Below are 23269 nucleotides of genomic sequence, written 5' to 3' on the forward strand. Positions count from 1 at the left end.
TTTAAAAGCGTCGAGAAAAACGACGCTGCATAGTAATTTGTATGAGGCATTTAACATGATACCTGTGGTCGCGCTTGTCGGGCGCCCTAACGTTGGAAAATCCACGCTTTTCAACCGTTTGACTCGCACTCGTGATGCGCTGGTCGCGGATTTTCCGGGGCTGACTCGTGACCGTAAGTACGGTCGTGCTGAAGTAGAAGGCCGTGAATTTATCTGTATCGATACCGGCGGTATCGATGGCACGGAAGATGGCGTTGAAACGCGCATGGCTGAGCAATCGCTGCTGGCGATTGAAGAAGCTGACGTGGTGCTGTTTATGGTCGACGCGCGCGCGGGCCTGATGCCTGCGGACACGGCGATCGCCAAACACCTCCGTTCTCGTGAGAAGCCGACTTTCCTGGTGGCCAACAAAACCGACGGTATCGATGCCGATCAGGCCATTGCCGACTTCTGGACGCTGGGCCTCGGCGATATCCACCCGATCGCCGCCTCGCACGGCCGCGGCGTGACCAGCCTGCTGGAGCACGTGCTGCTGCCGTGGGCGGAAGAGATCGATCCGTCGGAAGAAGTCGACGAAGATGCCGCCTACTGGGCGCAGTTTGAAGCCGAGCAGAATGGCGAAGCGCCGGAAGAGCCGGAGGATGACTTTAATCCGCAGGATCTGCCGATTAAGCTGGCCATCGTTGGTCGTCCGAACGTCGGTAAGTCAACGCTGACCAACCGCATTCTCGGCGAAGATCGCGTTGTGGTTTACGACATGCCGGGCACCACCCGCGATAGCATTTACATTCCAATGCAGCGCGACGAGCGCGAATATGTGCTGATTGATACCGCGGGCGTACGTAAGCGCGGTAAAATTACCGATGTGGTGGAAAAGTTCTCGGTTATCAAAACGCTGCAGGCGATCGAAGACGCTAACGTGGTGCTGCTGGTTATCGATGCGCGGGAAGGTATTTCCGATCAGGATCTCTCCCTGCTGGGCTTTATCCTCAACAGCGGCCGCTCGCTGGTGATTGTTATCAACAAGTGGGACGGCCTGAGTCAGGAAGTCAAAGAGCAGGTGAAAGAGACTCTCGACTTCCGTCTGGGCTTTATCGATTTCGCCCGCGTGCACTTTATCTCTGCGCTGCACGGCAGCGGCGTCGGCAACCTGTTTGAGTCGGTACGCGAAGCCTATGACAGCGCGACCCGTCGCGTGGGCACGGCGATGCTGACCCGTATCATGACCATGGCGGCGGAAGACCATCAGCCGCCGCTGGTACGCGGCCGTCGCGTGAAGCTGAAATACGCCCACGCCGGTGGCTATAATCCGCCGATCGTGGTGATCCACGGCAATCAGGTCAAAGACCTGCCGGATTCCTACAAACGCTATCTGATGAACTACTTCCGTAAATCGCTGGAAGTTATGGGCACGCCGATCCGTATCCAGTTCAAAGAGGGCGAGAATCCGTTTGCCAACAAACGCAATACCCTGACGCCGAACCAGATGCGTAAGCGTAAGCGTTTGATCAAGCACATCAAGAAAAGCAAATAAGCTATCAGGACGATTTACCCACGATCAAGAACCCCCAAAGCCCGCATATGCCGGGCTTTTTTGTTATCAGGGGCTATCATAAAGACGCAACAAAGCACATGATTGGCGTGTACACACAGGTGTGCCCATAATGCAGCGCTGTGATTTTGGGTATATCTAATTGGTGTGCGAAAAATGGAGTTGTATGCTGCCGAATGGTCAGAGTTCGATCATTGATAATGAGGTTTGACATCTTCCTGGTTCGCGGGCAAAGAATGGCGATGATATCGATATTCCCGCGGCCAGCGCCAGTGATCGTTTCCCCGGTTTTCTATCTTTTGATCACGCAGGTGGAAAGGATAGTGCAGAGTGATTTGAATCCCTAATTTCAGAATATAACCAAGTTACCCTAAGTGTCGAAAGGCGCATTTCATATTTCATGCCTGACATGAATAATCCAGAAGTATGATGATACGCCCGGCCTCTTTTAAGGCATCTATCAATGCGTATCCTGTGCATGATCATATAACTGATTGCATATACAGTACTGCTAATAAACCATCACTCAAACACCTCATCAGCCCATCACCTGGCGGTAACGCAATCTCAACCAACGACATTGAGGTGGACAAGAATTGCCACTGTGATGGGCGCCATAGACCAAATGGTTACGTTCTGCCACTTGGTCCAACCAAACCTCTATCCGGCTACTATCCAGCCACAGGACGCACTAACTCAGTTAAACCGGTAGCAACCACATCATCAGATAGACCATAAACACGCATATCAGTGTCGGGTGCCAGATGAAACTCATTCCCTAAGCACCAGGATTCGCATAGCCACCCAGAATGAACCAAGCGAGAAATATCATAGCAATGATGAACACTATCACCGGAAAGGCAATCCCTATTCGCATAATCCCTCACTTAACCAAAAGAACCGTAGCCTGAACGAGAAACAGAACGCACATTACTAGCGATATAACTATCAGTGCAAATCTAGTTGAATCCTTCATATGACCTCCGAAGTCGGGGGCTGAAAATATCACCACAGGCTGGGACTTTGTAACCGATCACCAATGCATATATGTTATGCAGATAAAATATGAACAATATTAGATCGGAAAGTAGCAAGGGTGATACCTGTGTATTTATCAGGGATGACCTGCCAGCTTAGTTATGCTTCGGTCGTCCTCTCAGGCTTTTGGTCAGTCACCTGATGGTCTTGTAATTAATCGGAATATGAGCATTGTTAGTGTGTGTAGGATGACGCAAGATTAAACATCTTGTGGAGAAGAGTGGACGGCAAACCTTGGGCTGCTCCCACCTCGCAGCATGGGTAATATGCTTAATGACTTTGATTAATTTCATATATTCGATGATTATTCATTGTGAATGAAAGGGGGAGGGGCATTGAATGATAAAGGACTCTAAAGCGGAATTACTCGAAACTCGGGGATTATACCGTCGGGCTGCCGTACGGTGGGCTGAAGTCATGTATTTAAGCACGGATAACCTTATTCGGGAAAAGGCTCGTCGCCGGCGCGATAAATGTCTGGAGAAAGCAAAGCGTCCTCCAGCCACAGAAACGAGTTTAAGTGGCCTGCAGAAAGCTGCGAGGGAGACACAACAGCTCATGGGTATCGCCCGGCCAAACGGAGAGGCATTCAGGTTGCCAGTTAGCAGGAAGAAAACTGGGCCCAAAAAAGGTTCATAATAAAAGATTATCTGATAGTTGCGTACCTGACCGAGATTGGCTGCTGGTCATCGTAGCGTGTCGGTTTGGGCGTTACATAAAGCATGAGGATCGCCCAATGGGTAAGGCAGAAAAGAGTTCCCACGGTGGCTCGCATCGAAATTGATGATATCCGCATATTCCTGTGCGGATATCACCGGCCGAGGCTGGTCACCAGAATGACGGTGCTCAGTAATTCGAGTCTGACTCCGCTGCAGGCGCCGAAGGAAGCTTAACCCGCATCTCTCCCAGGTTAACGGCAACACGGCGCAGGGCGGAAAGCAAGGCCGAGCGCTCATCAGGACTAAATCCCCGAACCGCCGCTTCGGCGATCTCTGTAAGCACCTGTTTTGCTTCCGGCACGCGCTGTCTGGTCGTAACCGATAATTCAAAACGACTGGATCGCCGATCGTATGGGTGAGGAGTTCTGATAACCACGCCGTCTCGCTCCATCCTGGAGAGCAGTGCGGCCATCGTTGGTTGCTCGACGTCGATGAGCTCGACGAGCTGCTTTTGTTGAAGTGGTCCATTTTCCTCCAGTGCGGTGATAACGGGAAGGTAGGCCATTCCAAAGCCAAGTGGGCGAAGACGAGCCTCAAAATCCCGCATAAGCAACCGGGAAGCATGATTGATCCAGAATGTCGGCTGTTCGCTAGGGTTCCAGGTATTGTCATAATTTTTCATAGCATGCTATCTTCCATTTGGATTTATTTATAGTATGCTATATAAAAAATTAGCTGGTTCCAAGATCCATGTAACAGGAGAATTTGATGAAAGCCCCGACGACATGCCATGAGTTCGATAAAGCCTACGCGGCCCTTTTCACACTATGGGGCGACTTTCGCATTCCCGGTGAGGTAAAGGAGCTCATTGACAGGCTCACGCCGGCCCGAGCCCTGGAGCTCGGCTGCGGCGTCGGCCGAATTTCGCGCTATATGGCTGGTCTGGGATTAGAGGTCACCGGAGTCGACTTTTCGGCGCTGGCCATAAAAAAGGCAAAAGAGCGGGTGGCCAATGACCAGGTGCGACCTCAATTCCTTGTTGATGATGTCCGGACAATGACGTCGGTGACCGGGCCGTTTGATCTGTCGGTGGATATCGGCTGCTTTCATTGTCTGGACCGCGACGGGCAGGCTCATTACGTGGCCACGCTGGGGAGGCTACTCCGTGAAAGGGCTACCCATCTCATGTGGGTGATGGACAATGCCCCTGGCGAGCAGTCGATGTCTCCGACGGATATTGCCGCGACGTTCGCTCCAATGTTTAGCGTAGCGAGGGTCGAAAACCGCAAGCGACGGCTGGTTTCGTCGCACTGGTATTGGTTAACCCGTGTCTAAAAATTTCTCATCCTGGATCCGGGTAATAGTGTGAACTGACCCCACCCCGGTAGACGATCCTGCCCTATAGTTTGAGCATAGGCGGAGCATATGGGCACACCACGATTTACACCTGAATTTAAGGAAGAAGCCGTCCGTTAAATAACGGAACGCGGTTATTCCGTTGCCGAAGTATCTGACCGTCTGGGCGTTTCTGCGCACAGCCTCTATAAGTGGCTACGGGCTATCAAGCCTGATAACAGCGAACAGCATGCCCGGGATTTACTGGAAGCCAAAAGCGAGATCCTGAAACTACGCGCGCAGCTAAAACGCACCGAAGAGGAACGAGATATCCTGAAAAAGGCCGCGCGGTACTTTGCAAGGGAGCCCGACTGAAGTAACGCTTTATCAATGAGCACCGTACTGTATGGAGTGTGATGACGATATGTCCAAGGACTTTACGTTTTTAGGCAACTGAACCAATACATTTTGCATGTATATAGAGAAATTTTTCAAACTGGGCCAAAATGTTACCTCGATGAGGATTATTGTTTTGTAATAATGAGGACGAAATGAAAGGACTTCTCACTCTCCTGCTGCTGCTTAGTATTCCAGTAACATATGCTGCTGAATCACAGTCTATCGAACCTCTCATGACTCCTGTTTATCCAGCTAAACCCGCCATAAAAGGGATTCCGGGTAAGGTCAAAGCGCAATTTGACGTAGATGCTAATGGTCTTGTGACAAACATCCAGCTATTAAGCCCAGATCCCTCTGGAATGTTTGATAATAAGGTCAGGCAAGTAATGAAAAAATGGCGATTCGTCAAAGGGAAGCCCTCCAGGGACAACATTATCACGATCAAATTCTCTTCTGCTGGTACTTCCGAAGAAGTTCCAAAACCAAATCAACCGGGTAGTATTCAAAGCAAGGAAGTCCCTTTTAGATAAGGAAGGGAACGAACAGCTATAGGATAACTTTTTAAGGGAGGCTCCAGGAGTAGGAATGAAAAAAATAATGATGTTGGTCATTCTGACCATTTTTACAAGTAGTTGTACGCCGCTTCATCCTTCTGACTGCCATAAGACTACAGCACTTGGAAGCTGTAGCTCTGGGCGATTCACCGATGATGATGAATACGGCAAACAGGCCAGTGCTATCAAAGTATCCATCGAGTCACAGTTACGCGACCGTTACGCGTGGAGCGGTAAAAAATGCAGGATACATATGAGTTTTCGCTACAATGGAAAACTTAACAGTATTACCACGAGTGAAGGTAACAAGCAGTATTGTGCTGCGCTGGTTGAGGCTGCCAATCGGGCAACTTTTCCACCTTTTACCGATAAGAAAGTCTATGATGCTTTTTCTCAATCCAGATTTGATATGAAAGGCGAATAATATTAGGCATTGTCAAAAATGATGTACACATGGGTGTGCACAAAATTAATGTTTTTTTATTTCCTTATATATCAATGTATTTAAATGCTTGTTTGCTTTTCACATCAAGAAAAGCAAATAAATCATAAACCCGCCGCTGGCGGGTTTTTTTATTCCCGCTTAACGCAAGATTCGCTGCGCAATCTCAAAATCGTTATCCCATAATCCCTTATCATTTCAGCCGATTATTTTGTACCAACGATGGCGGGGTAACGATGCAAGCAGGGTTTATTGGGCTGGGCGCGGTAGTGGAGACGGCCTGGCTGCCGGCGTTGAAAAATCTGGCGCTACCGCTGGCGGCGTGCCGGGGTTTTGATAGCAATCCTCAACGGATGCCGGAGGGCGTCAGCCGCTGCGACTCGCTGGCCGCGCTGCTGGCAAAGCCGCTGGACATCCTGTTTATCACCACCGCCTCATTGCAGCATCTTCCGGTGCTGGAAGCGGCGCTCGCCTCCTCCTGCCCGCGAATTGTGGTGGAGAAACCGATCGTCGCGACCCTGCAACAGATTGCGCGCCTGCGCGCGCTGCTGCGTGCGCCGGAAAACGCTCGCCGGGTGCTGGCGCTGGACCACTGGATGGCGCGTGACGGCGCGCTGAAGCTGGCGCTGGGCCAGCTGGATGCCCGTTGGCAGCCGGAGAGCGGGGTACAGGGCGACCGGCGACTGCTCTTCTCGCCGCAGGATATTGCGCGTATTGACGGTTTTCTCCAGGAGCCCAGCGGGTTTGACGAACGGGGCGATCCGGTGGCGCTGAATTTTGCCACCGGCAGGCCGGATACGCGCCAGCTGCGCCATCCCGACGGCGTGATCCTTGATATTGGAACCCATGTGCTGGCGATGCTGCGGGAAACGATCCGCTACTGCGGCGGCGGCGACCGAATTCACCTTGCGGTACGGCAGGCGAAAGATCGTCTGGGCCAGGCGATCGCGCCCGGCGATACGCAAACCGCGGAAGGGGAGGCGCATCTACAGGGGGAGTTGAGCGGGATCCCGCTCAATATCTGGCTCAATAAGTATGCCGGCCCGGCGGGAGGTCAGAAGGGCATGCGGATAGCGCTGCGCGACGGGCGGATTATTAACCTCGATCGCCGCGAGAATAGCGAAGTAGTTGAGCTCATTGCCGGCGAGCAGGTGCTGCGCTGGCGGCGTAGCGGGGCGATCTACGAGCACTGCCTGGGGGAACATATTCTCGGCGCAGGCAGCCTGTTTGCGCGCGCGTCCGATGAGGTCGCCCGGATAACCCGGCGGCGCATCGATGAAGTGGCTCTGCTGCTGCAGCTTCAGCAGCAATTGCGCGGCCCGCATTGAACGGCGGTCGTGGTAAACTGGGCCGACGAAAACTGCGTAAGGAATCACCATGGAACTTGCCTGTCCCCTTTGCCACACGCCGCTGGAGCCGCAGGGCGGCCGCGCGCACTGCGGCCGCTGTGAACAAGACTTTGCCGTAGAAGCCCGTTGTCCCGAATGCCAACAACCGCTGGAGGTTTTAAAAGCCTGCGGGGCGATCGACTATTTTTGCCAGCACGGGCACGGGTTGATTTCGAAGAAGCGCGTTGAGTTCGCGCTGCCTGACCAGGGATAGCTATTTCTTCTTCGCGCGCGCTTTTTTAACGGGAGCGATGGTTTTCACTTCGCTTTCGACCCAGCCGTCATTTAAGCGGGTGGTCAGCAGATCGCCCGCCTTCACCTGTTTCGTTTGCTTGAGCACGCTTCCGTCGCTGGCGGAGGTGACGCTATAGCCGCGGGCGAGGGTTGCCAGCGGGCTGACGGCTTCCAGATGGGTCACCGTGTTGCCGAAACGCTCGCGCTGTTCGCTCAGTCGCGCGCGGATGCTCTCGGCGAGACGATACTCCAGCTGCTGGATACGCGACTGGCCGCGATGAATACGCGGCTGCGGATTGTGCGCGTTCAGGCGCTGCAGAGCGCGCTGCTGACGCTGATCGGCGCGCTTCATCTGCGTATCAAGGGCCAGACGCATCCGCTGGCGCAGCCGCTCAAGCGCCGTCTGCTGACGCGCTAAGCGCAGCTGTGGATGCTGCTGCTGCAGGCGGTGGAAAAGCTGGGTAAACCGGCGATGGCGGTTCGCGAGGAAATAGTCCATCGCCATTTCCAGACGCTGCTGCCCGGAGCGCAGCTGGCGCAGCAGCTCCTGCTGATTGCGGCTGACGATCTCGGCGGCCGCAGAGGGCGTCGGCGCCCGCAGGTCGGCGACAAAATCGGCAATCGTCACGTCGGTTTCATGGCCGACGGCGCTAACCACCGGAATGCGGCTGGCAAAAATCGCCCGCACCACCCGCTCATCGTTAAAGCTCCATAAATCTTCCAGCGAACCGCCGCCGCGGCCGACGATCAGTACGTCGCACTCCTGACGCAGGTTGGCTAACTCTATGGCGCGCACGATCTGTCCCGGCGCGTCATCACCCTGCACCGCCGTCGGATAAATAATCACCGGCAGAGAGGGATCCCTGCGTTTGAGAACCTGCAAAATATCGTGCAGCGCGGCGCCGGTTTTAGAGGTAATCACCCCCACGCAGCGGGCCGGGGAGGGGAGCGCCTGCTTGTGCTGCTGGTCGAACAGGCCTTCTGCCGCCAGCTGCGCTTTCAGCTGTTCGTACTTCTGCTGCAGCAGCCCTTCACCGGCGGGCTGCATGCTCTCGACGATGATCTGATAGTCGCCGCGCGGCTCGTACAGTGTGATATTGGCGCGCACCAGCACCTGCTGCCCGTGCTGCGGACGAAAGGTGACGCGGCGGTTGCTGTTGCGGAACATCGCACAGCGCACCTGGGCGTTATCGTCTTTTAAGGTGAAGTACCAGTGGCCGGAAGAGGGCTGGCTGAAATTAGAGATTTCGCCGCTGATCCAGACCTGGCCCATTTCCTGTTCCAGCAGCAGGCGGACCGTCTGGTTCAGGCGGCTGACCGTAAAAATTGCGGGGGATTGAGATGGCAACATGTGAGCAAGATCAAACTTTAAATCAGCAGGTTAATTAGTCAATAGTAACCTGCTGGAAGGCGATCGCAAGTATTATTTGCAAAAAAGGGTAGATGCAATCGGTTACGCTCTGTATAATGCCACGGCAATATTTATCCACCCTGGTCGAGATATTGCCCATGCTACGTATCGCTAAAGAAGCTCTGACGTTTGACGACGTTCTCCTCGTTCCCGCTCATTCTACCGTTCTGCCGAATACCGCCGATCTCAGCACTCAGCTGACGAAAACAATTCGTCTGAATATTCCAATGCTCTCTGCAGCCATGGATACCGTAACGGAAGCACGTCTGGCAATTGCCCTCGCACAGGAAGGCGGCATCGGCTTTATTCATAAAAACATGTCCATTGAGCGCCAGGCGGAAGAAGTTCGCCGCGTGAAGAAACATGAATCCGGCGTGGTGTCTGACCCGCAGACCGTACTGCCAACCACTACCCTGCGCGAAGTGAAAGTGCTGACCGAGCGCAACGGGTTTGCCGGCTATCCGGTTGTCACCGAAGATAACGAGCTGGTCGGGATTATCACCGGCCGCGACGTCCGTTTCGTTACCGACATGAACCAGGCCGTGAGTGTTTATATGACGCCGAAAGAGCGTCTGGTGACCGTGCGTGAAGGCGAAAGCCGCGAAGTCGTGTTTGCTAAAATGCACGAGAAGCGCGTCGAGAAAGCGCTGGTAGTGGACGAGAACTTCCACCTGATCGGTATGATTACCGTTAAAGATTTCCAGAAAGCGGAACGTAAGCCGAATGCCTGTAAAGATGAGCACGGTCGTCTGCGCGTAGGCGCGGCGGTTGGCGCCGGCGCCGGTAACGAAGAGCGCGTTGATGCGCTGGTTGCCGCAGGCGTTGACGTTCTGCTGATCGACTCCTCTCACGGCCACTCTGAAGGCGTTCTGCAGCGCATTCGCGAAACGCGGGCAAAATATCCGAACCTGCAAATCATCGGCGGCAACGTGGCGACCGGCGCCGGCGCGCGTGCGCTGGCTGAAGCCGGCGTGAGCGCGGTGAAGGTCGGGATCGGTCCTGGCTCTATCTGCACCACGCGTATCGTCACCGGCGTAGGCGTGCCGCAGATTACCGCCGTTTCCGACGCGGTTGAAGCGCTGGAAGGCACCGGGATCCCGGTTATCGCCGACGGCGGCATCCGCTTCTCCGGCGATATCGCCAAAGCGATTGCCGCGGGCGCTGCGGCGGTAATGGTGGGCTCGATGCTGGCGGGTACCGAAGAGTCTCCGGGCGAAATTGAGCTTTACCAGGGCCGTTCATACAAATCCTACCGCGGTATGGGCTCTCTGGGCGCGATGTCCAAAGGCTCCTCCGACCGCTACTTCCAGAGCGATAACGCCGCCGACAAGCTGGTACCGGAAGGTATCGAAGGCCGCGTAGCCTATAAAGGCCGCCTGAAAGAGATCATTCACCAGCAGATGGGCGGCCTGCGTTCCTGTATGGGCCTGACCGGCTGTGGTACCATCGATACCCTGCGCACCAAAGCGGAATTCGTGCGTATCAGCGGTGCGGGCATCCAGGAAAGCCACGTTCACGACGTGACGATCACCAAGGAATCCCCGAACTACCGCATGGGCTCCTGATTTTCATCGCCCGGCCATGCGCCGGGCGATTTTATTTAATTGCTACTGCTCTGGAATAAACGTCAATGACGGACAACATTCATAAACATCGCATTCTTATCCTCGACTTCGGTTCTCAGTACACCCAGCTGGTTGCGCGTCGCGTACGTGAATTAGGCGTTTACTGCGAACTGTGGGCCTGGGACGTGACTGAAGCTCAGATCCGTGAATTCAACCCAAGCGGCATCATTCTTTCCGGCGGCCCGGAAAGCACCACTGAAGACAACAGCCCGCGCGCGCCGGAATACGTTTTCGAAGCCGGCGTGCCGGTCTTTGGCGTGTGCTACGGCATGCAGACCATGGCAATGCAGCTGGGCGGCCACGTTGAGGCCTCCAGCGAGCGCGAGTTCGGCTATGCGCAGGTTGAAGTACAAACCGATAGCGCGCTGATCCGCGGCATTGAAGATTCCCTGAGCGCCGACGGCAAAGCGCTGCTCGACGTCTGGATGAGCCACGGCGACAAAGTGACCGCCATCCCGTCTGACTTCGTGACCGTTGCCAGCACCGAGACCTGCCCGTTCGCCATTATGGCGAACGAAGAAAAACGCTTCTACGGCGTGCAGTTCCACCCGGAAGTGACCCACACCCGCCAGGGCCTGCGTATGCTGGAGCGCTTCGTGCGCGATATCTGCCAGTGTGAAGCGCTGTGGACGCCGGCTAAGATTATTGATGATGCCATTGAGCGCATTCGTCAGCAGGTTGGCGACGACAAAGTGATCCTCGGCCTGTCCGGCGGCGTCGACTCTTCCGTTACCGCCATGCTGCTGCACCGGGCGATCGGCAAAAACCTGACCTGCGTGTTCGTTGATAACGGCCTGCTGCGCCTGAACGAAGCCGCGCAGGTGATGGATATGTTCGGCGACCGCTTTGGCCTGAACATTGTTCACGTTGCCGCGGAAGATCGTTTCCTCGGCGAGCTGGCTGGTGAGAACGACCCGGAAGCGAAACGTAAAATTATCGGCCGCGTGTTCGTTGAGCTATTCGACGAAGAAGCGCTGAAGCTGGAAGACGTTAAGTGGCTGGCGCAGGGGACTATCTACCCTGACGTAATCGAGTCTGCGGCCTCGGCTACCGGTAAAGCGCACGTTATCAAATCTCACCACAACGTCGGCGGCCTGCCGAAAGAGATGAAGATGGGCCTCGTTGAACCGCTGAAAGAGCTGTTCAAAGACGAAGTGCGTAAAATCGGCCTCGAGCTGGGTCTGCCGTACGACATGCTGTACCGTCACCCGTTCCCGGGGCCGGGCCTCGGCGTACGCGTGCTGGGCGAAGTGAAGAAAGAGTACTGCGACCTGCTGCGTCGCGCGGACGCTATCTTCATCGAAGAGCTGCATAAAGCCGACCTGTACAACAAAGTGAGCCAGGCGTTCACCGTGTTCCTGCCGGTTCGTTCCGTCGGCGTGATGGGCGATGGCCGCAAATACGACTGGGTTGTTTCCCTGCGTGCGGTCGAAACCATCGACTTTATGACCGCCCACTGGGCGCACCTGCCGTACGACTTCCTCGGCCGCGTCTCCAACCGCATCATCAACGAAGTGAACGGTATTTCCCGCGTAGTCTATGATATTTCCGGCAAACCGCCAGCGACGATCGAGTGGGAATGATTTCGCGTCCGGCAACCGCCCGCACGTTAAAGCCGTAACATCTCTAAGCCCGCGTCACTGCGGGCTTTTCTGTTTTTGTACCCGGCCTTTCCCGGCGTTCCTGTCGCCGGTGGAAACGGCTATCCCTTCCGCGCGCTACGCATTCCCGGGCGTTTCTCAACGTCCGGATCGGCCAGCCGCCGCGCGTAGGCTTCGCTCTCTACCGCGACCAGCGCGACCCGGCTCTCCCGGTTGTGATGCAGACCATAGCCGTGTTTCTTCACCAGGGGAGAAGCGCGCAGGCAGGCCTGCGGCCTGGCGAAGAACGCTTCCGCCGTCACCGGGTCTTTGCGATCGTTCTCGACCGCGAGAAGCAGTTCATCTGACGTCATGGCGTATGGCGCGGCTGAAAGCCTGGCGAACTGCCGTTCGGCGATCGTGCCCTCTTTCGTTGGCGGCGTTGCCACCGCCACCGGGCAATCATCCGATACGACGATCAGCGTATTCCGGTAATTGGTGCTGTGCATGGTCATATCCCGCTTAATCCGTTAGCCCAATTTATCGTCGGAGACTCGTTGGCTCCAAATCTGCTGCGTCCCCGAAGTATAGAAAATCCGCCGCCGGCGGCAAATCCGGGCTCCCCAGGCTGTGGAATATGGACTATCGTTCGGGAATGGCGTGCAACAGGCCGGCGTTAGCTGAACGGCCGATCGCCGAGCGGATCGGGGTTATCCTGCTCCCCATCCTGCAAAAGCGCAGGCGGGGGCGGGGCTACCGAGCGCGCATACCGGGCGGGAGGCATACCGACATAGCGGGTGAACGCGATGCTAAAGCTGCTTGCCGACCGATAACCCACCTGAACGGCCAGCCGATCGATACTCAGTTTTCGGCTCCGCAATAGCTGCTTCGCCAGCGCCATGCGCCAGGCTAGTAAATACTCCATCGGCGGCAGGCCGACGATGCGGCTGAATCTGGCAAAGAAGGCCGAGCGGGAGAGGGCGGCTTTGGTGGCCAGCTCGGCAACCGTCCAGGAGTATTCAGGTTGAGTATGCATACAGCGCAGCGCGATCGCGAGACGCTCGTCAGCCAGGCCGCGTCCCAGGCCTGGAACGGATGTGGTCTCCGTGCCGGATCGCAAAACCTCGATCAGCAGTACCTCAAGAAGTCGCTCCAGCACGAGCTCTTTTGCCGACCGCCGCTCTCGCGTTTCTTCGTCGATCAGCTGTATCAGCGTGGTCAGCCGGGGACGATCGCGTACCACAACCACGTCCGGCAGCAGCGAGACCAGCAGCGCCGCATCCGACGCGGCGAAGCTGCAGTGGCCGATGAGCATGCGCAGATCGGCAGCACCCTGCTGGCGCCCAACGCGAAAATGTCCCTCGGTGATCCGCACGGGCGAAGTGAAGGGCATATCGTCCGGCGCATCGAGGCTGCCGTTGACCAGATCCTGCATTGCCGGGGCGAGAATAAAGTCGCCCGCATGGAGGATGAATGGTTGGTTCCCGTCGAAGGTGACGCGGCAGTCTGCCTTCAAGAATCACGCAATACAGGGGGTCGCCTGTCGCCTCACGATGGATCCGCCACGAGCCGGCGCACTCCACCAGCTTGGAAAAACGGGCGGCAGGCTGCAGCAGCGTAACGATCTGGGCAAGCGGATCGGGAGTCATGATCGAGACTCTCTCTAAAGTAATGACGACTGTAAGCTATATTACGTCCAATTTTTGGCGACTACTATAAGAGCGTCAACGTTTAATGGAGATGCTTATGCCTACGATATTGATTACCGGTTGTTCATCCGGCTTCGGCCTGGAAACCGCGAAGCTGTTCCTTGCCAGGGGTTGGGAGGTGATTGCCACGATGCGTACGCCGACCGAAGAGGTGCTCCCGTCCTCTGAACGGCTGCGGGTGCTGGCGCTGGATATCACCGATCCGACCAGCATCGCGCAGGCGCTGGCGGCGGCGGGACCCGTCGACGTCCTGGTCAATAATGCCGGTTTCGGCGCGCCGGCGCCGGTTGAGCTTATCGCTGCGGAAACCGTCCATGCCCTGTTTCAGACGAACACCATTGGCACGTTGGCAATGGTTCAGGCCTTCGTGCCGCAAATGCGTCAGCGCCGGGCCGGCGCGATCATTAACGTGACGTCTACGGTAACGGTCAAAGCGTTGCCGATCGTCGGGATTTACCGGGCAAGCAAGGCGGCCGTCAATGCCTTCACCGAGTCCCTGGCGGTGGAGATGGCGCCCTTCGGCGTCCGCGTACATATCGTTTTGCCCGGTTGTTCGCCTGAAACCCGCTTCGGCGATAACGCTCGTCCCCACGTGCGCGGCATGGAGGATCCGGACTACGCTCCGATGCTGCAGCAGTTTATCAAAAGCGTCCTGGAGGACCCGGGCCCGGTGACTCATGCTGGCGATGTGGCAGAAGCGATCTGGCGGGCCGCGACCGACGCCTCCGCGCCGCTGCTTATTCCCGCTGGCGCCGATGCCGAGCTTTGGATGGCTGAAGCCGGCCGCCAGGCGGAATCGCACGCTTTTCAACCATGAGGGCAGATGCCGCTTTCCTGCCGCGCTGACCCTCAGGCGAAAAGCATTCCGCTGCGGTTGCGGCGGATAATTTCGACGAAATATCGATAAGCCCGCATGCGTACGGCACCTGACTCAACGGGTGCCGTACGCATGCGGGTTTTTTATTGTGGGCGGGCCGGGCGACAGCCGTTGCCTTTCGCCGGGAAGCGGGTATTGGGGTCAATCGATAAAAAAGCTGCGCGAGCGGGAATAAAATTCAACGCCCATACGTCTGCATGATGACGGCTCACTGCGGGCCTTTCTCTGACCTCTTCAGGAGTGGACCATGTTAAGAACCAAACTGCTTGTCCCTGCAACTGCTTTACTGGCTCTGGTATCGGCTTATAGCTTTGCGGCGCCAAAAGATGATGCTCAGGCCCATTTTGCGGCGATTGCCGCAGGCAACGTGACGGAGATCATGAAGCATTATGATAGCCGGGCGCATCTCGAGTGGGTCGGCGGCCCGCTGGACGGGGCGTATAGTACGCCGCAGGCGATTGGCGGCGTGTGGAAAAAATTCACCATCGCTCAGGGGACGATGAAGCTAAGCGTGGCCTCGGTTGAAGAAGCCGCCAACCCGAAAGGCGCAACCGTCACGGCGAACGTCCTGTTTGAAGGGAAAATGCCGGTGAAGGTGCGCTATGTCCTGACCTGGCGTAACGGTAAAATCGTGGACGAAATCTGGCAGGTTGCGCCTTCGCTAAACGTCAGCGCATCCTACTGACGCGATCCTCGTGCGCCAGTCCCACGATAACCGGCTGTTACCCTGGCTTCCGCGCCTGCGCCGCTACGCGCAGGCGTTGACGCATAACCGGGATGATGCTGACGATTTGGTCCAGGATACCCTTGAGCGGGCTTGGGCGAAATCGGCGCACTGGCCCCTTATTCTTGATATGCGCGCCTGGCTATTCAGCATTATGCACAACCTCTATATCGATGGCGTACGGCGCCCGCGGGTGCCGGTAAGCGAGATGGCAGAGCATGACGCCAGCGTCGAAGCGCATCACGATAAGCAGCTGACGCTGATGGATCTTCAGGCGGCGCTGCGCCATCTGCCGCCGGAGCAAAAAGAGGTGGTTCTGCTGGTGGCGTTGGAGGATATGGCCTACGCCGATATTGCGCATATCCTTAACATCCCTGTCGGCACCGTTATGTCCCGTCTTTCACGCGGCCGCGTGCGTCTGCGGCTGTTAATGGAAGGGCCGCGTAACTCAGTCCGCGTGACGCGGGTGAAATAATTCTCAGCACCGGAGCCGCCAATGCCTATCACTGATGACGATCTTCACGCCTGGCTTGATGGTGAACTGAGCCATGAACGGATGCAGCAGGTCGCAAGCTACCTGGCAGCCCACCCCGATGAAGCGCAAAGAGTTGCGGCATGGCGGGCGCAGAATGAGGCGCTCCGCGCGCTCTACGATCCCATTCTCGATGACTCGCCGCCGCCGCGCCTGCTGCGCGCCGCGCTACAGCCTCAGCCTGCGCAACGTTCGCCACGCAGGCTGCTGCCCATCGCCGCATGCGTGGCGCTGGCGCTTGTCAGCGGCATCACCGGCTGGGCGCTACGCGCTATTTCGGCTTCGCCGGATATCGTCTGGCAACATCCGGCGCAACCATTACCTGCTGCCGTTCCGACGGCAGGATTTGTACAACGCGCCGCCGTTGCCCACGCCGTCTATGCCGTGGATGAGCGCCGTCCGGTAGAAATTGACGCCGCACACGAAGCGCAGCTGGTGAAATGGCTGTCAAAACGCATGGGAGCGCCGATGAATCCGCCGCATTTACAGGCGGTGGGCTATAGCCTCGAAGGGGGGCGCCTGCTGCCCGGCGGCAGCGGGCCGGTGGCGCAGTTTATGTATCAGGACCGCAACGGTAAAAAATTGACCCTGTATGTCTCCAATGAAAGAACCGCGCATCGCACGGAGCCGCAGGGGAGCACGGCTTTTCAGTTTGCCCGCCAGGGAAATATCAGCGTGTTTTACTGGATCGATCGCGGTTTTGGCTATGCGCTATCCGCGGAGGAAGACAAAGCGGAGATGGCGCGGGTATCGAACGAGGTATGGCGGCAGTTAACGGATGATCGCAGGGAGAAATAGCCGGCGCTGCTTGCGGCGATAAAAAAGCCAGATTCACGGCGTGAATCTGGCTAACGGTACGGACGGGGAAAGGATTAGCGCACCTGGACCTGTACCGGTTTGCCGTGCTGCTCGGCGGTGCCTTTCACAATCACCAGGTAGCGGCGTTCATCGGCGTGGCGGCTATCAACCACCTGGCGGATAGGGCCAACGGCGTTGACGATTGCCGCCCCGGCCGGGTTAGTCATAAACTGCGCCAGCGGTTCCAGCTGGCCTTTACCTTCCGCATCCGGCGAGAGCGCCAGCAGATAGGCCTGCTTCGGTTCGAGGCCGGTGGCCGACGCCTGCAGGACCTGGGTCAGCCCCTGATCGAACAGCGACAGCGTCGTTGCCGGCTGCGCTCCTGCGGCGGCATTCACGTTTTTCAGCGCCAGATGCGCCGCCTTGCCGGCGAGGCCGAGAGGAACCAGATTCTGCTTGCCGTCGCCCTGCGGTACGGCATTGGGCACATACACCACCGCCTGCGGCGCCTGGCCGATAGGAACGGTGGCAATGACTTTATTCGTCAGCGTATCAATGGCGGTCAGCGCGTCGGCGTTTTCCAGGCCGACATAGACGCGGCTACCGTCGCCTGATGGCCAGACGCCGTGCGGCAGGTTGCCCACCGCAATGGTGGCGACCTGGCTGAAGTCATCGGTACGATACACGTTCACCTTATTCAGGCCGCCGATGGTGACGTAGGCAAAGGTCCCTTTGGCGTTATGCACAATGTTGACGTGGTTGGTAATCGGGCCGCTGTCGATGGTTTTGAGCAGGCTAAACGGCGGATGCGCATCGAACACCTGCACTTTGCCAACGTCTTTTAAGGTGAACCATACCTGCTTGCCGTCCGGGGTCGCCGCAATATTCGGGCAGAACGGGCTGGCCTGCTGAATGCTGCCGACAATTTTATGCTGCTTAACATCCACCACCACGGTTTGCGGGTTGAAAGAGGAGCAGACATAGCCGTACTGACCATCCGGGGAGAAAATCTGCATCCCCGGGCCGCCGGGGACCTTAATCCGCGTTTTCTCTTCGCCGCTGGCGCCGTCCAGCACGGCAACATAATCTTCACCGCGTACGGTCACCCAGATTTCTTTGCCGTCCGGGGTAAAGAAGGCCTCGTGTGGCGAACGCCCGACGTAGGTCACGTGCTTCACCGCGTTGGTTGCGGTATCAATCAGGCTGACGGAGTTCGAGCCAATGGAGACCACGGCAAGCGTCTTGCCATCCGGAGAGAAGCCTAAACCATGCACCAGCACCTGGCCTTTGTACAGCGGGCTGAGGTTGGCGGGCTGCGCATCGCCCAGTTTAATCACCCCGAGCAGGGTGTTGCTGGCCGGATCGGTGACCGATACGGTATTGGAGAACTGTTCTGCGGCATAAACGCGGTCGCGATGACTCACGCCGATATCTGCCGCAGAGGCCGCATAGGGCGCTTGCCCTGCCGAGGCGAATGAGGACGCCAGCGCCACCGTTGCCGCCAGCGCCGAGCGTACGAATATTCTTGTCATAATGGGTATCCCTTTAACTGTCGAGTATTATCGTGACCACGCAAGGTGGCTTATTTCCCCTGCGGAGCAGCAGGCGCGGATTCAGATTGGATTTGATCGGGTGCGGGTACAGCAGGAGGAAGCGGTTTGCCCAGAGCCTGGTACATGGCGACGATCTCTTGCTGCTGGGTGACAATGATTTCCTGGGCAATGCGTTTTAGCTGTTCGTTTTTGCCGTAACGCAGTTCGGCCACGGCCATATCCATCGCGCCCTGGTGGTGGGGCGTCATCATGGCAACGAAGTCCTCGTCGATGTTGCCCGTCGGCTCAATCGCCATTTTCGCCATCATGGTATCCATCGCCTGCGCATTCTCTTTCCAGAACCCCTGTTCCTGCGTAAGCGCGGTAGCGTCAGCGGCGTGATGTTCATGAGCGCCTGCGCTCTGGCTCAGCAGCAGCAGGCCGTTAACAATAAGGAAATAGCGAACAATACGGTTCATAGCACACCCTTTAGCGGATCAATCAGGACCGGATGGGCCTGTCATGGCGCCTATATAAGCAAAGCGATGTATCAGGACTGTTTCTTACCGTGGGGGATTTTGTATTTTTATGTAGCGGGATGACGGAATGTTTCTGGCAAAACGACCCAGCGGACCTGATGGCGACAGGCTGCGGCCTGAAAACGGCCCCCGCGCTGGATACAGTACGGTACAAAGCCCGACACTTTTGCGTAACAACTGCGATAAACTGGCCGCCGTGAGATCATGTCTGAGAAGAGGAAGTGCGCCGTGGAACATGTCGATCATATTTTGATTGTCGATGACGATCGTGAAATTCGTAGCCTGATAGCCGATTACCTCAAGAAAAACGGTCTGCGTACCACCGAGGCCGCGGATGGGCGGCAAATGCGCAGCTTCCTGGAAACCACGCCGGTCGACCTGATTGTCCTCGACGTGATGATGCCGGGTGACGATGGCCTGACCCTGTGCCGTGAGCTACGCAGCAGCAAGCATAAAGGCACGCCGGTACTGATGTTAACGGCGCGCAGTGAAGACACTGACCGTATCATTGGCCTTGAAATGGGCGCGGATGATTATCTGGTCAAACCCTTTGTCGCCCGTGAACTGCTGGCGCGAATCAAAGCGGTGCTGCTGCGCACGCGGATGATGCCGCCGAATCTGGTGATCTCTGAAGCCGCGCGCATTCTGGCGTTTGGCGACTGGGAGCTGGACACCACCTCGCGCAACCTGATCGATAAAGAGGGGGTGATGGTGGCGCTAAGCGGGGCGGAGTATCGTCTGCTGCGGGTTTTCGTGGACCATCCGCAGCGCGTATTAAATCGCGATCAGCTGCTGAATCTCACCCAGGGCCGCGATGCCGAGTTGTTCGAACGCTCGATTGATTTACTGGTAAGCCGCTTGCGCCAGCGTCTCAACGACGTCGCCCGCGAACCTTCTTATATTAAAACGGTGCGCAGCGAAGGCTACGTCTTCGCCATGCCCGTGGAGCTGCGCGAGGCCAGAGAGTGAAACGCCTGACACAATGGTGGCCCAAACGTCTGGCATCGCGCCTGATGCTGATTTTGCTGCTGGGTTTGCTGCTGGCGAATGGTTTAACGCTGGGGCTGCTGTTGCTGGAGCGTTCTCAGAGCACGAAGGCGATGATGATGGACAACCTGGAGTATGACGTTGCCACCAGCATCGCCATCCTTGACCGTCTGCCGGTGGCGGAGCGTGTCGCGTGGACCGCACGTCTCGATCGCAGTAACCATCACTATCTTTTACACGCCAGCCCGTCGGGCAAACCTGTACAGAGCAAACGCCTGCAGGATACGGCGGCAGCCCTGACCCGGGTGCTGGGCGGGCGCTATCCGCTGAGCTTTAGCGTGGATCCGGTGAGCCCCGGGCAGATGATGGCGCATCTGCGCCTGAGCGATGGCAGCCCATTAACCATCGATCTGCGGCCGCGCAATATGCCGTTCGCCCGCTGGCTGCCGATTGTACTGATCGGGCAGTTTATTCTGCTGCTGGGTTCCGCCTGGCTGGCGGTGCGCAGCGCGGTACGTCCGCTGACGGTGCTGACCCGCGCGGCCGAAACGCTGCATCCCGATCCGGGCGAAACCGTACAGATGTCGGAAGAGGGGCCGGTTGAGGTGCGTAACGCCGCGCGGGCTTTTAATGCCATGCAGGAGCGTATTACGACTTACCTGAAAGAGCGCATGCAGATCCTGGCGGCGATCTCTCACGATTTACAAACGCCAATCACCCGCATTCGGCTGCGCTCAGAAATGATGGATGATACCGAAATCAAGTCCCGACTTTTACAGGATCTCGAGGAGATGACGCTGCTGGTGCGCGAAGGGGTGGCCTACGCGCGTACCAGCGAAAGCAGCAGCGAAAAGCCCTGCCGCATTCAGCCGCACGCCTTTATCGATAGCCTGGTGTGCGATTATCAGGATACCGGTCAGCAGGTGGTATTACGGGGGAAATTAAATGGCTCGCTAAGCACCAAACCCCACGCGCTGCGGCGAACGCTGAGTAATCTGATCGATAATGCGCTCAAGTTCGCCGGCAGCGCGGAGGTGGCGGTGAGCCAGGACGCTGACGCCATCACCATTGAGGTTCTCGATCGCGGTCCGGGGATTCCGCCGGCGGAGATGTATGCGGTGATGCAGCCGTTTTATCGGGTGGAAAATTCGCGCAATCGCGCCACCGGCGGCACCGGGCTGGGCTTAGCGATTGCCCAGCAGCTGGTGGCCTCGCTGGGCGGGGAATTGACGCTCGCTAATCGTCGGCAGGGCGGATTGCGGGTGACGGTGACCCTGCCGGGCAGCGGGCGCTGAAATGTATCGCAGTGTATATAAAGGCGCGATAGCGAAACCCCGGTACACTTTCACCTTATTGTCGATATGTTACCGATACATTGCAGTGGTGTAATTCAGTCATCGGGCAGCGAAACGTTTTAACGCTCTCTGCCCCTGGTTAATTACACTTATTGAGGTGACATATGAAAAACGTAAAAATGATTCTGGCCGCACTGATCCTTGGTTCTGTTTCCGCATCCAGCTTTGCGGCGATGGAAACCACCATGCCGCAGGGGATGACCCGTATCGGTACGATTTCTGACAGCAGCGGAGCGACCACGCTTTCAGAACTGGACGCTAATCTGGCGGCAAAAGCGCAGGCCGCAGGGGCCAGCAGCTACCGAATTGTGGCCGCCGGCGGGAATAATGTTTTCTTCGGCACCGCCGATATTTATAAGTAAGCGTGCCTTGCCTGTCGCGCAATGCGAAATAAGGATATCCGCATTGCGTCTGCTTTTTCCTTACCCTTCTTTGCCTCCGACCCGGAGGCTTTTTTACCCGCGCTACGATTATCCCGCCTTAAGGCGGGTTTTTTTATGCCGGCGACGAGGGGATTAGCGGGCTGCGGAGGGCCACGTCGCCAGCGCGTGCTCGACCAGCGCGTCAAGCATCTGTCTGCTGGCCCCGGCTTTGGCCTGCACGGCCATCCCCTGAGATAGCGTCATGACGAAGGAAGCCAGGGTGGCGCAGTCCGCCGATGGCGGTAAATCGCCCTCCCGGCGCGCCCGCTCCAGGCGTTCGTTCAGCGCCTGCTGGGTTGCGGCGCGGCGGCGAATCAGCTCGCGGCGAATGGGCTCCGCATCATCGGAACAGGCCAGCGCGCCGTTGATGCCCAGGCAGCCCGGATGATCGGCGCTTGCCGTCTGGACGCTGGCCGACTCTCGCAGGATCCGCGCCACGACCTCGCGGGACGTCGGTTCATCCAGCGCCTCGCGCATAAATCCCATATACGCGGCGTCGTAGAGATCGAGGGCCTTGAGGAAGATTTGCTCTTTGTTGCCGAATGCCGCATAGAGGCCGGGGCGGGCTACGCCGGTGGCCCGCGTGAGATCTTCGAGGGAGGTCCCCTCGTAGCCTTTCTGCCAGAAGACAGAGAGCGCCGCCTCCAGCGCCTCATTTTCGTTGAACTGTCTGTGACGTCCCATTGATTTTCACCTGCATATTTCAATACCGACCAGTATAAATCGCTTGACACCTCAGCGGCAAATACAATACCGTTCGATATGGTATCGATCGGTATTGTATTTAAGGAATATCATCATGACGAATACCCACGCTCAGCTTCACGATAAGGTCGCTCTGGTGACCGGCGGCGCACGCGGCCTCGGGCTGGAGATTGTTCACCAGCTTGCTGCGCTCGGCGCCCACGTTATTATTGGCGCCCGCGATGAGCGCAAAGCCCGACAGGTGGCGGACGAGCTGCTTGGCCAGGGCGGCAAAGCATCGGCGCTTAGGCTCGACGTGACCCGCGAAGCGGATCGGCAGGCGGCCAGCGCGGAGATCGGCAGGGCTTATGGCAGGCTTGATATTCTGATTAATAACGCCGGTATTCTGCTGGACAGCCCCGACGGCGGCACGCCGGCGACCCGCCCGCCGAGCGAGGCGCCAGCGGACGCGGTGCGTGACACATTTGAGGCTAACTTCTTCGCTCCCGTTTTTCTGACGCAGGCTCTGCTGCCGCTGCTGAGACGCTCGGCGGAGGGACGCGTCGTCAACGTATCGAGCATCCGCGGGTCGCTTGCCCATTTATCCGATCCGCATTCGCCGGTCTATCCGATTCGCGCCCTGGGGTACGACACCTCCAAAGCCGCGCTCAACGCCTTCACCATCCTGATTGCGGAAGAGCTGCGCGGGACGCCAATCAAAATTAACGCCGTTCATCCCGGCTGGCTGCAAACCAGCATGGGCGGCGAACGCGCGGATATGAGCGTCGCAAGCGGCGCTCGTACTGTCATTCGCTATGCCTGCATTGGGGAAGAGGGGCCAACGGGCGGCTTCTTCTTTCAGGACCAGCGGCTGCCGTGGTGAAGCGGCATTT

The 23269-nt window shown here is 57.3% G+C and carries 24 protein-coding genes and 2 pseudogenes; 18 read left to right on the top strand and 8 right to left on the bottom strand.

Annotated elements, in window-relative coordinates:
- Positions 1-55: 55 nt before the first annotated feature.
- The gene (gene der / locus ABOC21_RS01225; protein WP_426812002.1) at positions 56-1534 is read left to right on the top strand and encodes a ribosome biogenesis GTPase Der; all 1479 of its coding nucleotides are present in this window, start codon (positions 56-58) and stop codon (positions 1532-1534) included.
- 796 nt (positions 1535-2330) lie between these two features.
- On the opposite strand, the gene ABOC21_RS01230 is transcribed toward der, so the two are convergent.
- Positions 2331-2429 carry a YoaK family small membrane protein gene (locus ABOC21_RS01230; RefSeq protein WP_426812003.1) on the bottom strand — a complete coding sequence of 33 codons (99 nt, stop codon included), beginning with the start codon at positions 2427-2429 and terminating at the stop codon, positions 2331-2333.
- A 500-nt stretch (positions 2430-2929) separates the two neighbouring features.
- On the opposite strand from ABOC21_RS01230, the gene ABOC21_RS01235 reads away from it, so the two are divergent.
- On the top strand, positions 2930-3229 hold the full coding sequence (locus ABOC21_RS01235; protein WP_426812004.1) for a PerC family transcriptional regulator: 300 nt from the start codon (positions 2930-2932) through the stop codon (positions 3227-3229).
- 207 nt (positions 3230-3436) lie between these two features.
- Here ABOC21_RS01235 and ABOC21_RS01240 read toward each other — a convergent pair whose 3' ends face one another.
- On the bottom strand, positions 3437-3931 hold the full coding sequence (locus tag ABOC21_RS01240; RefSeq protein WP_426812005.1) for a MarR family winged helix-turn-helix transcriptional regulator: 495 nt from the start codon (positions 3929-3931) through the stop codon (positions 3437-3439).
- A gap of 86 nt (positions 3932-4017) precedes the next feature.
- On the opposite strand from ABOC21_RS01240, the gene ABOC21_RS01245 reads away from it, so the two are divergent.
- From ABOC21_RS01245 to ABOC21_RS01270, 6 genes and pseudogenes are all read left to right on the top strand, one after another.
- Positions 4018-4584, top strand: a complete 567-nt coding sequence (locus ABOC21_RS01245; protein WP_426812006.1) for a class I SAM-dependent methyltransferase — start codon at positions 4018-4020, stop codon at positions 4582-4584.
- A 141-nt stretch (positions 4585-4725) separates the two neighbouring features.
- Positions 4726-4961, top strand: a pseudogene (locus ABOC21_RS01250) (transposase); the annotation flags it as partial.
- A 174-nt stretch (positions 4962-5135) separates the two neighbouring features.
- Entirely contained in the window at positions 5136-5513 is a 378-nt protein-coding gene (locus ABOC21_RS01255) for a TonB family protein (RefSeq protein WP_426811835.1), read from the top strand.
- A 55-nt stretch (positions 5514-5568) separates the two neighbouring features.
- On the top strand, positions 5569-5961 hold the full coding sequence (locus ABOC21_RS01260; RefSeq protein ID WP_426811836.1) for a cell envelope integrity TolA C-terminal domain-containing protein: 393 nt from the start codon (positions 5569-5571) through the stop codon (positions 5959-5961).
- A gap of 254 nt (positions 5962-6215) precedes the next feature.
- Positions 6216-7307, top strand: coding sequence for a Gfo/Idh/MocA family oxidoreductase (locus tag ABOC21_RS01265; RefSeq protein ID WP_426811837.1), 1092 nt, complete (start codon positions 6216-6218; stop codon positions 7305-7307).
- 49 nt (positions 7308-7356) lie between these two features.
- Positions 7357-7581, top strand: coding sequence for a zinc ribbon domain-containing protein (locus tag ABOC21_RS01270; RefSeq protein ID WP_426811838.1), 225 nt, complete (start codon positions 7357-7359; stop codon positions 7579-7581).
- Here the strand turns inward: ABOC21_RS01270 and xseA are convergent, their stop codons facing one another.
- On the bottom strand, positions 7582-8952 hold the full coding sequence (gene xseA, locus ABOC21_RS01275) for an exodeoxyribonuclease VII large subunit (RefSeq protein ID WP_426811839.1): 1371 nt from the start codon (positions 8950-8952) through the stop codon (positions 7582-7584).
- 158 nt (positions 8953-9110) lie between these two features.
- Here xseA and guaB point away from each other — a divergent pair, with 158 nt between their 5' ends.
- Together guaB and guaA are read left to right on the top strand one after the other, a co-directional pair.
- Complete coding sequence (gene guaB / locus ABOC21_RS01280) at positions 9111-10577, top strand: IMP dehydrogenase (RefSeq protein WP_426811840.1); 1467 nt, start codon at positions 9111-9113, stop codon at positions 10575-10577.
- A gap of 65 nt (positions 10578-10642) precedes the next feature.
- Positions 10643-12220 carry a glutamine-hydrolyzing GMP synthase gene (gene guaA, locus ABOC21_RS01285; protein WP_426811841.1) on the top strand — a complete coding sequence of 526 codons (1578 nt, stop codon included), beginning with the start codon at positions 10643-10645 and terminating at the stop codon, positions 12218-12220.
- 119 nt (positions 12221-12339) lie between these two features.
- Here the strand turns inward: guaA and ABOC21_RS01290 are convergent, their stop codons facing one another.
- Together ABOC21_RS01290 and ABOC21_RS01295 are read right to left on the bottom strand one after the other, a co-directional pair.
- Positions 12340-12726, bottom strand: a complete 387-nt coding sequence (locus ABOC21_RS01290) for a DUF6157 family protein (protein ID WP_426811842.1) — start codon at positions 12724-12726, stop codon at positions 12340-12342.
- A 167-nt stretch (positions 12727-12893) separates the two neighbouring features.
- Positions 12894-13866, bottom strand: a pseudogene (locus ABOC21_RS01295) (AraC family transcriptional regulator).
- A gap of 97 nt (positions 13867-13963) precedes the next feature.
- Here ABOC21_RS01295 and ABOC21_RS01300 point away from each other — a divergent pair.
- From ABOC21_RS01300 to ABOC21_RS01315, 4 genes are all read left to right on the top strand, one after another.
- Complete coding sequence (locus tag ABOC21_RS01300) at positions 13964-14743, top strand: SDR family oxidoreductase (RefSeq protein WP_426811843.1); 780 nt, start codon at positions 13964-13966, stop codon at positions 14741-14743.
- 307 nt (positions 14744-15050) lie between these two features.
- Positions 15051-15488, top strand: a complete 438-nt coding sequence (locus ABOC21_RS01305) for a nuclear transport factor 2 family protein (RefSeq protein WP_426811844.1) — start codon at positions 15051-15053, stop codon at positions 15486-15488.
- A gap of 10 nt (positions 15489-15498) precedes the next feature.
- Positions 15499-16002 carry an RNA polymerase sigma factor gene (locus ABOC21_RS01310; RefSeq protein ID WP_426811845.1) on the top strand — a complete coding sequence of 168 codons (504 nt, stop codon included), beginning with the start codon at positions 15499-15501 and terminating at the stop codon, positions 16000-16002.
- 21 nt (positions 16003-16023) lie between these two features.
- On the top strand, positions 16024-16857 hold the full coding sequence (locus tag ABOC21_RS01315) for an anti-sigma factor family protein (RefSeq protein WP_426811846.1): 834 nt from the start codon (positions 16024-16026) through the stop codon (positions 16855-16857).
- A 74-nt stretch (positions 16858-16931) separates the two neighbouring features.
- Here ABOC21_RS01315 and ABOC21_RS01320 read toward each other — a convergent pair whose 3' ends face one another.
- Together ABOC21_RS01320 and ABOC21_RS01325 are read right to left on the bottom strand one after the other, a co-directional pair.
- The gene (locus ABOC21_RS01320) at positions 16932-18389 is read right to left on the bottom strand and encodes a YncE family protein (protein WP_426811847.1); all 1458 of its coding nucleotides are present in this window, start codon (positions 18387-18389) and stop codon (positions 16932-16934) included.
- Positions 18390-18439: 50 nt separating this feature from the next.
- Positions 18440-18868: a DUF305 domain-containing protein gene (locus tag ABOC21_RS01325; RefSeq protein ID WP_426811848.1), complete on the bottom strand. Its 429-nt coding sequence runs from the start codon at positions 18866-18868 to the stop codon at positions 18440-18442.
- 288 nt (positions 18869-19156) lie between these two features.
- Between ABOC21_RS01325 and ABOC21_RS01330 the strand changes: the two genes are divergently transcribed.
- The 3 genes from ABOC21_RS01330 to bhsA all read left to right on the top strand — a co-directional run bounded on the left by ABOC21_RS01330 (position 19157) and on the right by bhsA (position 21632).
- Positions 19157-19897 (top strand): response regulator, encoded by a 741-nt coding sequence (locus tag ABOC21_RS01330; protein WP_426811849.1) that lies wholly within the window; start codon positions 19157-19159, stop codon positions 19895-19897.
- Positions 19894-21210, top strand: a complete 1317-nt coding sequence (locus ABOC21_RS01335; protein WP_426811850.1) for an ATP-binding protein — start codon at positions 19894-19896, stop codon at positions 21208-21210. Before ABOC21_RS01330 ends, ABOC21_RS01335 begins: the two co-directional genes overlap by 4 nt.
- Positions 21211-21374: 164 nt before the next feature.
- Complete coding sequence (bhsA, locus tag ABOC21_RS01340; RefSeq protein ID WP_133601199.1) at positions 21375-21632, top strand: multiple stress resistance protein BhsA; 258 nt, start codon at positions 21375-21377, stop codon at positions 21630-21632.
- A gap of 153 nt (positions 21633-21785) precedes the next feature.
- On the opposite strand, the gene ABOC21_RS01345 is transcribed toward bhsA, so the two are convergent.
- On the bottom strand, positions 21786-22376 hold the full coding sequence (locus tag ABOC21_RS01345; RefSeq protein ID WP_426811851.1) for a TetR/AcrR family transcriptional regulator: 591 nt from the start codon (positions 22374-22376) through the stop codon (positions 21786-21788).
- Between the two features lie 115 nt (positions 22377-22491).
- On the opposite strand from ABOC21_RS01345, the gene ABOC21_RS01350 reads away from it, so the two are divergent.
- Entirely contained in the window at positions 22492-23259 is a 768-nt protein-coding gene (locus ABOC21_RS01350; protein ID WP_426811852.1) for an SDR family oxidoreductase, read from the top strand.
- Positions 23260-23269 lie beyond the last annotated feature (10 nt).

Origin of the sequence: Klebsiella sp. WOUb02, assembly GCF_050058015.1 — a bacterium.
Lineage (GTDB): Bacteria > Pseudomonadota > Gammaproteobacteria > Enterobacterales > Enterobacteriaceae > Klebsiella.